This is a genomic window from Candidatus Dadabacteria bacterium (genome assembly GCA_026706695.1).
Classification (GTDB): domain Bacteria; phylum Desulfobacterota_D; class UBA1144; order Nemesobacterales; family Nemesobacteraceae; genus Nemesobacter.
Map to the genome: position 1 here is coordinate 1 of JAPOYE010000086.1, position 13,057 is coordinate 13,057.

Genomic DNA, 13,057 nt, shown 5'->3' on the forward strand with positions numbered 1-13,057 from the left:
GCTTGTGGCTCTCAATAGGATCATTCATTATCCGCTAGCTCCTTCAATTTGAATCCGCGGCACGGTAATGATTACAGGGAACTGCAGAATCTACAATCGTAATTCGCAATATGAGAACTGTATATTCCAACCTTCATATAGTCAAATAAGATCGGAATTTGCAAAAAAATACCGAATGCTGTTCTATTGACGGTGATATATAGTCTATATACTATCAACATTACGCAATTCCAGTGAGGTGCGTTATTGATTTTCTCTGTGTCTATATCCATAAGCGACCACGTTACTGAAGGAAGGAGGATTTTGTTATGATTGAATGGCTTGGTATTAGTCACCTTTTCGAGCTTTCCCGGACGGAAGCGATTGCGGGTTTTTTCACCCCGCTGGTGATTTTCGCCGTGTTTTTCCTGGCGCAGCTTATACTGCCCGGAAAGCGGGTTCCCGGCTACGTTATTAATCCGCAGACCGGTAAACCCCGTAATTATCGGCTAAACGGCATTGTGGTTTTTGCAGTTGCGCTGATCGTGTGGGCTTTCGAGCTTACCGGGATGTCGCGTGAGTGGTTCTACAGGTCCTCGGTCTATGCCGTGGTCGGCGGAACAGTCTTCACCACAATCTTTGCGATCATAGCGGTCTTTAGTCAGCCGCAGGGCAAGATAAAGAACCCGCTTCTGGCGCTTTGGGACGGGCGGGCGCAGGAGATATCGTTCTTTAACGAGCGCTTCGATATAAAGATGTATTTCTATGTCGTCGGTGGGACGATGCTGGCGCTCAACGCCTTGTCCGGGGCTGCGTACAACTACGAAATCTTTGGCGAGAACTTCAATCCGGGCGTTTTCCTGTATGCGGCATTCTACACATACTACATACTGGATTACTTTATCTTTGAGCGCGTCCAGCTATATACCTACGATCTGATCCATGAGGGCATCGGCTTCAAAATGTTCTGGGGAGGCCTCGTAGTCTACGGGTGGCTGTTCATCCTCCCGTTGTGGGGCATGGCCGCTTACCCGTCTCCCGGATTCTCGTCGGGATGGACATATTTCTGGCTGATCGGAACGACTGTGCTGTTCCTGTTCGGGTGGGGCATCTCGCGCGGCGCCAACATGCAGAAATATACATTTAAGCGATGGCCCGACCGCAAATTTCTCGGGATCTTCGAGCCTGAGTACATCCAGGCCGGCGACCGCAAGATCCTGTGCAGTGGCTTCTGGGGAGCCGCTCGCCACTTCAACTACCTGGGCGAAGGCTTCCTTGGTCTTTCAATTGCCCTGGCATTCGGCTACTTCACTAATCCTTGGGCGTGGATCTACTTTGTCTTCGTCGTAACGTTTTTTACCTTTCGTCAACGTTTTGACGATGCGTACTGTGCCGAGAAATACGGTGCCGAAAAGTGGGCGGAATATCAGGCACGGGTGAAATATCGGATTCTTCCTGGCATTTATTAAGGCGCCCATAAAACGGACCAAGATATGCTAACGAACCTATCCAAATCCCTGCGCAGCACTTACTAGTATAATGTTTCACTGTTATATTTACAGTATTAAGCTGTCTCCAGATCAAACTTGTTCCACCTGTGCACAACAGGGTCGGCATTAATTTCTTCTATACCTTTGAGTATGCGCTCTTTTAACTCAGCCTTGCTCGTCACTCGAATATGCCGTAAAAAACTACGGGCCATCTTCGAGAATGCTGTCTCCACCAAATTCAGCCACGACCCATGCTTCGGAGTGTGCACGTATATAAACCTCCCAGGCCTCGTACCAAGATATCTCATCGTCTCTTTCGATACATGAGAAGAATGATTGTCCAACACCAAACGGATCGTGTTCTTCTTCGGATAGTACTCATCAAGCTCTTTTAACAGCTCTATAAACTCCCTGCTCCGATGACGGTCCCTCACCTTCGCTATTATTCTTCCGTCGTGCATATCCAACGCGGCAAGCAACGATACCGTGCCCAGTCTCTTGTACTCATAATCTCGTCCAATCTCTCCATGCTCACCCGGCACAGGCGGCAAATCAGGCGCAACATTCGCTATAGCCTGTATCCCCGGCTTCTCATCAACCGACACAGTGATTACATCAGGCCCCTGAGAAGCACCCTCGGACTGCTCATTCCAGATATTAACCTCCTGATACACCATTAAAACCTCTTTCATCTTCCTCTCAAACTCCTCGTCCCTGTGCTCAAGATAATACCGTATCTTGTGAGGCTTTATCTTCGCCTTGTTCAATATCCTCCATACTGTGGCCTTCGATGCTTTTGACAATGATTCATACCCCTTCTCAATCGCATTATCCCTGATGTATCTTGCAAGCGCGCTGTAAGACCAGACCTCCGCAGCCAGACCATGCTCCGTGGGCTTTGTGCACGCAACGCTGATCACCCATGCCTTGGCATCATCGCTTATTACGGATTCCGTGCCGTGATAAGAGTCCTTCAGCCCTGCTTCCACCCCCTTGGCCAAAGCTTTATCTATGCACTTGTATATTGTGGGCCTTGAAACATTCAGCTTGCGCTGTATGGAGACTATCGTGTTGCCTTCTGAGTAACATAGCAGTATCGATGCCCTCTGTACTTCTCGCAGAGGAAGCTTCTTTGAACGACTTATTGTCAGAAGCTTCTGTTTTTCTTCTTCACTCAAAACAAGTTCCGGTCGCTTGCTTCTTGTTGACATGGTTACACCTTACTGTGAGATTTAGTATATCACAAGTGTAACCAGAGCTGTTATACAGGTAAATAAATAAATGAAACGCTATACTGGAATGTTGCGAGTCGCGTGGCACGCTTCAGCGGCTGGTTTGACAGAAGTAGACGGGCAGATGTCGATGGTAGTGATTATGACCACACCGAGACGGTGAACGATTACTACGACCTTTGTAGCGAATTCATGCAATTCGGATGGAATGAGTCCTTGCACTTCGCGCCATTGACGCCAGAGGAGACGCTAGAAGAATCCATTGTCCGCCATCAGCGCCTAATGATCAAACGGTTGGAATTGCAGGCCGGAATGAGGGTCGTCGACGTTGGCTGTGGAGTGGGCGGTCCTATGCGGAGGGTCGCAAGCGAGGCCGGCGTTAGGGTTGTCTGTATCAACAACAACGAACAGCAACTGGCAAAGACCAGGCAAAGGAACGTCGAGGCGGGACTCGATCACATGGCGGAGTACATGAAATGCAACTTCATGGATATGAGCGCCATTGAAGCCAACTCGTTCGACGCGGGTTATGCGATCGAGTCGACGTGCCACGCACCGGACAAGAAGCGTGCGTTTGCAGAGATATTTCGTGTGCTGAAGCCGGGAGCTCTGTTCTGGGGTCAGGGGATGTGCATGACGGAGAAATTCGACCGCGGCTGGCAGCTTGCCGACATGGTTGCCACCGGCCCGCATCGTGCTTGCGTTGGAACCCGATTACTTTACCGGTCAACCCGGTTTGCGCGCCTTGTGGTAGTACATGGGCGTAACAATTCCCAGACGTCCTGCGGCCACGAGGCTGTCGGCCACGACATTGATAATTTCCCGTGCCTCGGACGACCCCTTGGGTACGGCGCGTACGCTTTCCAGAACGGGCAGAACCGCCGAGGCGATTTTGCGGCCAAGGGCCGTTCTCGAGAGACTCCTCAGATTCAGGTTGCCGCTTTCCAGCGGTTGATACCACGGCGTCTTGGGGTCGGCGTCAAGGGCGCGGTCACGCGCCTCGACAAGTTCGAAACCGACTGCCCGCAGGCTGTCGTTTACCTCCGTGAATGAAGAGATTTCCGGAAGAGCGGAGACGTATTCGTTTATTTCCTTGAGTTCCCGGTGTTCGGGGTTTCCGTCGTCGTAAAGCGGGGTCATGCACACGTCGTAGCCGACGAAGGTCGCGCCAGGACGCAATACACGGAATATCTCGGCATAGGCCGCGGCTTTATCCGGCGCATGACACAAAGCCTCGATATGGTAAGCCGCGTCGAAGCTTCCGTCTTCCGCCGGTATATTCAGGAAATCGCCGTGCAGGACGCTGCAGAGATGGTCCAGGCCAGCCTCGCTGTTATACACAGAGCACTTCCCGAGCTGATATTCGTTGATGTTGAGGCCCACGATCGAAGCGCCGAACTTTCCCGCGAGGGAGCGCTGGGGTCCTCCCACTCCGCACCCGACATCCAGCACCTTCATGCCCGGTCTCAACCCAATGGCTTCGCCCAGAAAATACTCGTGGTTGGCAATGGATTCCTCGAAAGACACCCCCGGTTCCATCACTGCGAAGTGAATCGACCGCCCCCATCCACGCTCGCAGAAGTCGGTAATGAGGTTATAAAACGCCGTTACCGCGCTGGCGTACTCTTCCTTGCTCAGCCCCTGGCTTCTGCGGTACTTCGACAGCCTTTCCAGAATATCATCCGGCCGTACTGCATTTGAAACTGGGTTATGGGAGTCATCCGCCACTTGTGTTTCCCCCTGCGGAATCTTCTATATGAAAGATTCCTTCTGAATTTTGGGGAACTATCCTATCCAATCTCCGTGAGGGAGTCAAAAAACATTTTCTTATCACACCCAACCGGCTTTTTTCAGAACCTCTGGTAAAACCGGGTTTGAATATAATTCCGGTTCAGGACCCGGAACGCGGGAATTTAGGTTACTATATCCCTAAATAAAATGTGGCTGACTAGCATCATGTTGTTTGAAAAGACCCGGCGCCGGATTCTCAGAAATCCGTTCGCCCCACCCGGCGGGGGCCGCAGGAGCGTTCCGGCTTCAGTCCTCCCGGCGATTTTGGCAGTGGTGCTGGGGATGCTTGTTTCGGTGCTTCCGACCGTAGCGTATCCGGCCGGCTTCACCGACGAGGTTGATATCTCCGGGCGCCTCTCGACTGAGGCCTGGCTGTATCCCCAAGATGCCGCGTATCCTGACCAGCGTCCGTATGCGGGCGGGCTTGCGCTTGAGACAACGTTCTATGCTGAGAACGACGAAGGCGCAAGCATAACGGTGACTCCCTTTTTGCGGTACGATGCCGGGGACCCGGACCGCACGTACGGTGATTTCCGTGAGGCCTATCTGCTTATGTACGGCGATATTGGCGATGGCGAATGGGAATTGCGTCTGGGCATCGATCGGGTGTTTTGGGGCGTTGCGGAACTGCGTTCCCTGGTGGATATCATCAATCAGACCGATGTTATTGAACACCCGAACGAAAAGATAAAGATGGGTCAGCCAATGGCCCATTTCACCTGGGCGGGTGACTGGGGAGCACTTGAATTATTCGCGATGACATGGCACCGCGCGCGCACCTATCCGGGCCGGCGTGGTCGTCAGCGGTATGAGTTCATTGTGGACCAGGATATGATTTCATACGAATCCGGCGCGAAAAAGTGGCATATTGATCTTGCCAGCCGGTACAGCGGCTCATTAGGACCGCTCGAAATTGGTCTCAGCCTGTTCAACGGTACGAACCGGGAGCCCACCCTTTTGCCGGTATTTCTCGACTCCGGACTGGTGCTGGCTCCACATTACGAGAAGATTCGCCAATTCGGTGTGGATGCCCAGCTTACAAGGGGTTCCCTGCTGCTCAAGCTGGAAGCAATCTACCGCGCCGGCGCGAGGAACAGCAGGTACATTCAGCACCTCAATACTTTAGAGGAAGAGGACTACATAGCTTTTATCTTGGGTAGCGAGTACACACTCTATTCCATATTGAGTTCGAACTCTGACCTGATCCTGTTTGCCGAATGGGCTTACGATGGACGTGGCCGCTGGGCAACCAATGCATTCGAGAACGACCTATTCATTGCCGCGCGTCTCGGATTGAACGATCCGCAGAGCACCGAATTTGTCGTCAGCGTTTTGGGCTCCCTCAACAAAAGCAGTCGCGTCGTCGCAGGCGAGTTCAAGCGCCGCCTTTCTTCGGACAACTGGTTGCTGCATATTGAGACCTCAGCTTTTCTGGATATCGACGAAGAGGACTTCATATACTACGTGCGGCGCGACAGCTACGTAAAGATCAATTTGGCCTACAGTTTCTGAGTCGGACTAGGATCCGAACGCAGCACAGTGTCTTAAGAAAGGCGAAAATGGACTGAAGGCATTCTATGGATCGCGGATTACGGCTATCCCGCCCAGAACATGAAACGCGTTGACGAGGCTCTCGCATACAGCTCTTCGCATGATAACCTGCTTTGTCCTGCCCGACTGTCTCGTCACAGGGGCAGTGCCTCCAAGACATCGAAGCGCCTTTGCGTCTCTGCCGCGTATGGGACCCCAGGCCGAGGCAATCATAGCCGCAAGCACTACGGGTCCCACGCCAGGGAATTACTGTTGAGTTACGAGCTTGGTAGCGAAGAAGCTGCCGACGAACACACCCCGACTCCCCTCTTGGAGACGAAATTGTGCGCCGGTTGTTCCGGCAACGAGGTCGGGATGTCCTGATTCGTCCCCGTCTGTACGGTTTGAAAACTTGCCGTCCCATGAACCCCGAGCGCCAAAGTCAAATTTGATTCCAAGTTTTTGTTCGCTTACGAGAACCTTGAGCTTCGAGTGCCGGAATGTGGCTTTCTCCGGGGTGATTTGAGCCGGAGCAAGACTGAGCGAGGCAAGGCTTATCTTGGTATACAGTTCGCTTCGGGTTCCGTCAGGGTGCAGCGTGAGCCCGGTAGTTTCAGGGTTCTCAACACACCCGATACACCCTTCTACGGTTTTATTTGCGAAATCGACCTTGAGCACTATCTCACTGGAGACTTCCCCTGCTTCCTTGAATCCATCCACAAGGCGATAATCTATTTGCTGCCATAAGGGACCGAAGTACAACATGTAGATGCCCGCAAAGCGGCCTCTGTAAAAGGCTATGCCTTCTGTCGGCAGCTCGGGAGTGCCGGAAAGAAACGCAGGACTGTCAACGAATACTCCAACATCCACGTCCTCAATCGATTCCGCGGCCAAGTCTCCTTTCAGACGCATGTAGTAACCAGCTGCCAAATAATCTGTTGGATCTTCGTTGTGCCAAGTGACTGCGACAGTGGAAGCCGAAGTCTCTGACTCCGAATAGTCGAACATTGACCATGCTTCCAAATGATGACGGCGAAGCGGTGAAGGCGGCAAAGCTCGTTTTCGTATCGTTTCCGTTATTGCCTGTGTGGATGAGTCAAAACTCAAACTGTCGCCGTCCGAACCGCTGACCGTAAACTTGACAGTAGGGTCCGCATGCTCGATAGATGTAGAGACAGTGTCGGTTATTTCACCCGCCTCGGCATGAAAAGATAGAGAAAGGGTATCGTCAGGGTTGGAAGATCTCAAGATGCCGCCGGTGCCGGTAAAACGTGAAACACCGTTATTTATGTTCCGCGCCGCCCCTTCCTCTACATCTTCAAAAACTACGATCCGGGCATCATTGAACGTGGGGTCAGCTTGAACAGAATCATCTTCCTCATCCCCTGCGCAACCAACAACGAGAAATAAAACAACGAGAAATAAAACAACAAGCGTGGTTTCAAGTTTCATCATAAATAAACCATACAGTTTTATCATCCTGTACGCAAGTGCCTCAGATTTGCCTCAGATTTGACTATATCTCCGGTTTTGTTTATACCCATTAGCAGGAGGAACCAATGATTCGGTTTTCAATCCCACGCGCAATACTTGCGGTACTTGGGAGCTTCCTCGCAATTTGTTTCTGGCCAGCTGAGTCGTATTCAGATCTCCTTAGCGGCACCGCTGAGGAAGCGGGTCTCAGAGTTGCGACCGAAGCTCGTGAGCGCCAGAAGGGTTTCGGCAATTTTACCGCAAGCCTGACCATGACGCTGCGCAACAAACAGGGGAAAGAAACCCAGCGCTCACTCCGCCTCAAGGTCATGGAAGTCCAGGAGGAGGGCGATCGGACCCTGTTTGTATTTGATCACCCGCGGGATGTCAAAGGAACCGCCTTTCTCGTCCACGCCCACAAGACCGGCCCGGACAAACAGTGGCTCTATCTTCCCGCCCTTAAGCGGGTGAAAGGCATCAGCGCTTCGAAACAGTCCGGCTCTTTCATGGGCAGCGAATTCTCCTACGAGGACATGGGAGCGGTTGAGGTCGGGAAATTTACTCACCGGTTCATCCGCGAAGAACCCTGCGGTGATCTCAAGTGCCTGGTTCTGGAGCGTATCCCGAAAAGCCAGGATTCCGGGTACTCGCGCCAGGTGGTCTGGCTCGACCGCGAGGAACTTCGAACAATTCAGGTCCACTACTTCGACCGCAGGAATGAGCACCTCAAGACGATGGTCGTGGAGGGCTATGCAAAATACCTTGATCGATTCTGGCGAAGCGGCAAGTTAACGATGACAAACCTTCTGACGGGCAAGAGTACCGTGCTGCTGTGGTCAGACTACAGGTTCGGAACCGATCTCGACGCCAAGGACTTTACCAAGACAGCGCTGAAGCGGGTACGGTAGAGGGAATTTCCTGGCTGCCCGGTCCGGTTTGCCGCCCGCCGGAGTGACTGCAGCTGAAATCGGGTGAGCACACTGCGCAACGAACGGAGAGTTTCCGTAAGCTGGATTCAGCAGGCCCGTAAAAACGGCGGAACACCTATGTCTTCGACCATCCCTACAACCCGTTACCCGGAAAGAGGGGACGCGGCCCCTGGTCCCGGGCGCAGCTCAAATCCCCTGTTTTGGCAATAATGAAATTGCTGAGAGAGACAGAGTCGCGGCTGGGCAGCTGGGCCGTCGCGCGCCGGTGGCCGATCATAGTCGCCGCCATTGTCTTGACCGGGATTGCAGCAAGCGGCACGTTGTCGCTTGAATTTTCAACTGACCACCGCGTCTACTTTTCCGAAAACAACCCCCAGCTCCTCGAGTACCAGGAGATGGAGGATGCCTACGGCAAGAGCGACAACATCTTTTTCGCCATCGCGCCGGAGGACCGGGACGCCACGTCGGCTCCCGCGCTTGAAGCTGCGGAGTGGCTCACCGAACGGGCCTGGCAGACCCCGTTTGCGAGCCGCGTCGATTCCATTACCAACTTTCAGCATACAGAAGCCGACGGCAACGAGATATTGGTGCGTGAACTTGTGGACGAGAGCGCTTTAAGCGATGCCGAAGAACGCTCCCGGATTCGCGAAATCGCCTTGGCGGAACCGGCTATCGCGGGGCGCCTGCTGGCGCGCGACGGCGGTGTTTCGGGAATAAACGTCACATTGCAGCTGCCGGGCGAGGACCAGATGCGCGAAGTTGCGGAGGTTGCCGAGCACTCGCGGAAACTTGCGAATGAGTTTCGAGAGCGTTTCCCCGGCATTGATGTGCGATTGGCCGGAATGGTGATTTTTAACCAGACCTTTATGGAGGTGTCGCTCGACGATCTCAGGACGCTTATCCCGGCGAGTTTCTTGGCAATGGCGTTCATGCTCCTGCTGCTGACGCGGGGATTTTCGGGAACGTTCGCGATAATGCTCGTCGTTACTATGTCGGTAATGACCGCTGTGGGCGTCGGAGGCTGGGTAGGACTTCCGATGACGTCGCCTTCGGCGATCTCTCCGGTCGTCGTGCTGACAGTGGCTATTGCCAACTGCGTCCACATCTATTCCGCCGTTGTCAGCTACATGCATGATGCGGCGTCCGGCACGTCTGAGAATCACGGCAGCAGAACCAGGCGGGATGCGGTTGCCGAGTCGGTCCGGGTGAACCTTCAGCCGGTCTTCCTGTCGAGCCTGACAACCACGCTCGGCTTTTTGAGCCTGAACTTCTCCGATTCGCCTCCCTTCCGCCATCTGGGCACCTTCGTCGCGTTCGGTGTAGGCGCGGCGTTCATACTCTCCGTAACTTTTCTGCCGGCGCTGCTCTCGCTGCTGCCGGTTCGGGTACGCGCATCCCTGCCCCGAGAAAATTCCCTGATAGTCATGCTCGGCAGGTTCGTGATACGCCGAAGCCGCCAGTTGCTCTGGGGTTCCGTGCTGATCGTGGTAGTGCTTGTGGCGTCGATTTCCCAAAACGAGCTAAACGACGTCTTCCTCCACTACTTTGACGAGAGCGTCCAGTTCCGAAAAGACTCTGAATTCATCGTTAACAACCTAACCGGTTTGTATGCCATGGAGTACTCGCTCCCATCGCGCTCCCCGGGCGGGATCAGCGACCCGGCGTACCTCTCCGACGTCGAAGCGTTTGCCGAGTGGTACAGGGGGCAGCCTGAAACGATACACGTAAGCGTCATCACCGACACCTTCCGGCGGCTGAACAAGAGCATGAACGGGGACGATCCCGCCTATTACCGGCTGCCCGCAGACCGGGAGCTTGCCGCGCAGTACCTGCTTCTCTACGAGATCTCTCTACCCCATGGACTTGATCTCAACAACCAGATCGACGCCGGCAAGTCAGCTACCCGGATGGTGGTGAGGACGCAGACGCTCTCGTCAAACGAAGTGATCGCGTTTGATCAGCGCGCGCGGCGGTGGCTCGCGGGCCACGCGCCGAATATCTCCGGTCAGGTGGGTGCCGGCACCACGTTGATGTTTGCCAATCTCGGCCGCCGGAATATTATTTCCATGCTCGCCGGAACCACGCTCGCCCTCGTCGGAATTTCCTTCATTCTCATCTTTGCGCTGCGATCATGGCGGCTCGGCATCACGAGCCTGGTCCCGAACCTGATTCCGGGGGCGCTGGGCTTCGGCATATGGGGTCTGACGGTCGGACAAGTGGGAGTATCGCTTTCGATGGTAACGGCCATGACGCTGGGTATCGTGGTCGACGACACTGTCCACTTTCTCAGCAGGTACCAGCGGACCCGGCGCGAACTCGGTTCCACCTCTGCTGACGCGGTACTGACTGCCTTCCGAACCGTGGGTCAGGCGCTGCTTACGACCTCGCTTGTGCTCGTGGCAGGCTTTGTCGTGGTGAGTTTTTCCAATTTCGAACTCAACTCGGCGATGGGCAAGCTCACAGCGCTTGTAATCGCCTTGGCCCTGGCGGCCGATTTCCTCCTCCTGCCGCCGCTTCTCATGAAGTTCGACGCGAATGCTGACGGCATCCCGACTCCTCTGAATTCTTGAGAGATTTCACCTTCTCGTTTTTTCCCGCTCGCTCCTTATGAGCGAAACGATTTCCCCGGTAGACATATTCGCTTTTACAGAAGGAACATCCAGAGGAGAAGCGGGCGCATGTTCCGGCACCAGCGCGTATGTCCTGCCGTCTCTTCGACGTATCAGTACTTTTCCGGTTGATTCCGCTTTATCCAGAACGCTGGATAGCTTTTGTCTAGCTTCCGAGTATGAATAGATTTCCATCTTATGCCTCCACATTTACGAGACTAATGCCAAGTTGTCCTGCCGTGTTTTTCATTGTGAGATCCAGTGTCAACAAGGGTGCGCGATGCCGCACGGCACAGTCCAGAAAATACGCGTCGTATGCGTATGTGTCAGATTCAGCCGCAATGGACATGACGTTTTCCATGTCGATGTGGACGTATCGCAACGGGATGCGGTCGAAAATCTGCAGTCCTTTCCGGGCTTCCTCAAGTTCAATTCGGTCCTGTCTCATCATTGCGGTAAAAGCATTTCCGACTTCCCATGGTATGGAACCGGGGCCAATGAGCTCTTGCCCAGATGCGGCGGAGACAATCGCGTCTCTCTCAGGTTCTCCTGTGATCACTGCAATAATTGCCGAAGTATCAATCACGATATCCAGTATTCCCACCTCTTGGAATTGCAATTGTACAATTGTCTATGACGATGTCAAGCGTTATTGTAGACCTTGAATCTCCTTGTGTGGAAAACAAATTACAAACGGTCCTCACGACTGTGTTTGGAATATTTGTTGTTTACCCGGAATTGACCTGGTTTGTCCTGTGAAACCCGGAGTCTTTTTAGTCTGGTTCAAGTGCAGGATAATGGAAATGAATGGGAATTATAGCAATAATTAGACAGAAGGGTATAATATAGTAATGATAAGGACTTACAAATGCAGGGTGAAGTTGTCAAGTGCTGGGCATGAAGCACTGACCAAGGTATTCGGGATGTGTGCCACGCTCTACAATGCATGCCTTGAATCCCGGATTGACTGCTACAAGAAGACCCGAAAGTCCCGCTCATATTACGACCAGTGCAAGGAACTCACCGAAGTCAGGGCGGATGACCCCGAGTATGCCGGTATAAGCGTTCAGGTGTTCCGCGGGGTTGTGGGCAGGATAGACAAGGCGTACAAGTCATTTTTCCGTAATTATGTACTTGACAAACTAGGTCTATATATTGTGTTTCTATGTGTTGTGGCCGTTAGTTTGTTTGACAACTTGAAGCGTCTCATTGCCTGATTGCTCATCTTCAATAGTTAAGAGTTTGCTAAATATATATTCAGCACGATCAAGCAAATCATCCGCATCTCTATTATCTACAACTTCTCCGCCTGCCACTCGGGACCAGTCGGCATGAGCGTACTCTACAGAGGCTTTTTCAATACTCAACTCCGAATAAATTATAAACCGGGCCAGACTTTCCCATTTTTCCAAAGCAGGCCATTTTCCTAAGAGTTCAATCTCGGGAACCACTGTTTTGAAACCGTTAATCCGTCTAGCAAGGGTTTTCTCGGTCGCAGTAAAGCCGACCTTGAAGCGGTCATACGGATACAACCTCAACAAGTAGATTAACCCTTTTCTGTTGCTTTGAGCTCTTGGCATTCCCCTGGTATCCTTGTTGTTTTCAATTGGCTCTATTCTCATTCTATCAAACCTCCTTTTCTTTTGTCAATTACCCCTATATGTTGTGTTTTGCCTTGAAATTCTTGGCAAATCTCCTGCCACAATATGTTGTGGCAACTTGCTCTATTCTTCGTCAAGTGCATAATTACGCTTTTTAACTAAGCACACGTTCTTAAATCTATCAGAACAGATCAGACATATCAATAACTCCTATATCAAAATTCCATGTTATAATAGGAAATGGAGGGAGGATGGTAACTGGTTGTTACCCGCTGACTTAAAATCAGTTGAAGCCATGCCATTTACATACTCTTTAGCGGAATGGTTAACCGTGCCGTGTTCAAAATCCTTGTTAATCAGACTGTTATATGCCTTGCTCTCATCCGTAAAGACAGTTGACCCTTTCTCTACATTCTTGGTTAT

General features: G+C 52.5%; 13 protein-coding genes. 5 read left to right on the top strand and 8 right to left on the bottom strand.

Annotation, left to right across the window (positions count from 1 at the left end; all coding sequences use genetic code 11):
- Window positions 1–308 precede the first annotated feature (308 nt).
- Window positions 309–1,448 carry a DUF1295 domain-containing protein gene (locus OXG10_06445; protein ID MCY3827001.1) on the top strand — a complete coding sequence of 380 codons (1,140 nt, stop codon included), beginning with the start codon at window positions 309–311 and terminating at the stop codon, window positions 1,446–1,448.
- Window positions 1,449–1,543: 95 nt separating this feature from the next.
- Here OXG10_06445 and OXG10_06450 read toward each other — a convergent pair whose 3' ends face one another.
- The gene (locus tag OXG10_06450) at window positions 1,544–2,680 is read right to left on the bottom strand and encodes an IS630 family transposase (GenBank protein ID MCY3827002.1); all 1,137 of its coding nucleotides are present in this window, start codon (window positions 2,678–2,680) and stop codon (window positions 1,544–1,546) included.
- Between the two features lie 747 nt (window positions 2,681–3,427).
- Entirely contained in the window at window positions 3,428–4,429 is a 1,002-nt protein-coding gene (locus tag OXG10_06455) for a methyltransferase domain-containing protein (protein MCY3827003.1), read from the bottom strand.
- A 228-nt stretch (window positions 4,430–4,657) separates the two neighbouring features.
- Between OXG10_06455 and OXG10_06460 the strand changes: the two genes are divergently transcribed.
- Window positions 4,658–6,004, top strand: coding sequence for a hypothetical protein (locus tag OXG10_06460; GenBank protein ID MCY3827004.1), 1,347 nt, complete (start codon window positions 4,658–4,660; stop codon window positions 6,002–6,004).
- Window positions 6,005–6,067: 63 nt separating this feature from the next.
- Here the strand turns inward: OXG10_06460 and OXG10_06465 are convergent, their stop codons facing one another.
- Both OXG10_06465 and OXG10_06470 read right to left on the bottom strand, forming a co-directional pair.
- Complete coding sequence (locus OXG10_06465) at window positions 6,068–6,280, bottom strand: transposase (protein ID MCY3827005.1); 213 nt, start codon at window positions 6,278–6,280, stop codon at window positions 6,068–6,070.
- 9 nt (window positions 6,281–6,289) lie between these two features.
- Window positions 6,290–7,477, bottom strand: coding sequence for a hypothetical protein (locus OXG10_06470; GenBank protein MCY3827006.1), 1,188 nt, complete (start codon window positions 7,475–7,477; stop codon window positions 6,290–6,292).
- 104 nt (window positions 7,478–7,581) lie between these two features.
- On the opposite strand from OXG10_06470, the gene OXG10_06475 reads away from it, so the two are divergent.
- Window positions 7,582–8,403, top strand: coding sequence for an outer membrane lipoprotein-sorting protein (locus OXG10_06475; protein MCY3827007.1), 822 nt, complete (start codon window positions 7,582–7,584; stop codon window positions 8,401–8,403).
- 230 nt (window positions 8,404–8,633) lie between these two features.
- Window positions 8,634–10,994 (top strand): MMPL family transporter, encoded by a 2,361-nt coding sequence (locus tag OXG10_06480; GenBank protein ID MCY3827008.1) that lies wholly within the window; start codon window positions 8,634–8,636, stop codon window positions 10,992–10,994.
- Window positions 10,995–11,000: 6 nt separating this feature from the next.
- Here the strand turns inward: OXG10_06480 and OXG10_06485 are convergent, their stop codons facing one another.
- Window positions 11,001–11,228 (bottom strand): type II toxin-antitoxin system Phd/YefM family antitoxin, encoded by a 228-nt coding sequence (locus tag OXG10_06485; protein MCY3827009.1) that lies wholly within the window; start codon window positions 11,226–11,228, stop codon window positions 11,001–11,003.
- Between the two features lies 1 nt (window position 11,229).
- Window positions 11,230–11,619: a type II toxin-antitoxin system VapC family toxin gene (locus OXG10_06490; GenBank protein MCY3827010.1), complete on the bottom strand. Its 390-nt coding sequence runs from the start codon at window positions 11,617–11,619 to the stop codon at window positions 11,230–11,232.
- A gap of 265 nt (window positions 11,620–11,884) precedes the next feature.
- On the opposite strand from OXG10_06490, the gene OXG10_06495 reads away from it, so the two are divergent.
- Window positions 11,885–12,250 carry a helix-turn-helix domain-containing protein gene (locus tag OXG10_06495; GenBank protein MCY3827011.1) on the top strand — a complete coding sequence of 122 codons (366 nt, stop codon included), beginning with the start codon at window positions 11,885–11,887 and terminating at the stop codon, window positions 12,248–12,250.
- Here OXG10_06495 and OXG10_06500 read toward each other — a convergent pair.
- Window positions 12,197–12,655, bottom strand: coding sequence for a hypothetical protein (locus OXG10_06500; GenBank protein ID MCY3827012.1), 459 nt, complete (start codon window positions 12,653–12,655; stop codon window positions 12,197–12,199). The two genes, OXG10_06495 and OXG10_06500, sit on opposite strands and share 54 nt — an antisense overlap.
- Before the next feature lie 207 nt (window positions 12,656–12,862).
- Window positions 12,863–13,057, bottom strand: a 195-nt coding sequence (locus tag OXG10_06505; GenBank protein ID MCY3827013.1) for a transposase, incomplete at its 5' end; no start/stop codon positions are given.

Bases quoted from the DNA above. Each gene is read 5' to 3' on its own strand.
- OXG10_06445 (MCY3827001.1), top strand. From the start codon at position 309: ATGATTGAATGGCTTGGTATTAGTCACCTTTTCGAGCTTTCCCGGACG.
- OXG10_06450 (MCY3827002.1), bottom strand. From the start codon at position 2,680: ATGTCAACAAGAAGCAAGCGACCGGAACTTGTTTTGAGTGAAGAAGAA.
- OXG10_06460 (MCY3827004.1), top strand. From the start codon at position 4,658: ATGTTGTTTGAAAAGACCCGGCGCCGGATTCTCAGAAATCCGTTCGCC.
- OXG10_06470 (MCY3827006.1), bottom strand. From the start codon at position 7,477: ATGATGAAACTTGAAACCACGCTTGTTGTTTTATTTCTCGTTGTTTTA.
- OXG10_06475 (MCY3827007.1), top strand. From the start codon at position 7,582: ATGATTCGGTTTTCAATCCCACGCGCAATACTTGCGGTACTTGGGAGC.
- OXG10_06480 (MCY3827008.1), top strand. From the start codon at position 8,634: ATGAAATTGCTGAGAGAGACAGAGTCGCGGCTGGGCAGCTGGGCCGTC.
- OXG10_06485 (MCY3827009.1), bottom strand. From the start codon at position 11,228: ATGGAAATCTATTCATACTCGGAAGCTAGACAAAAGCTATCCAGCGTT.
- OXG10_06495 (MCY3827011.1), top strand. From the start codon at position 11,885: ATGATAAGGACTTACAAATGCAGGGTGAAGTTGTCAAGTGCTGGGCAT.
- OXG10_06500 (MCY3827012.1), bottom strand. From the start codon at position 12,655: ATGAGAATAGAGCCAATTGAAAACAACAAGGATACCAGGGGAATGCCA.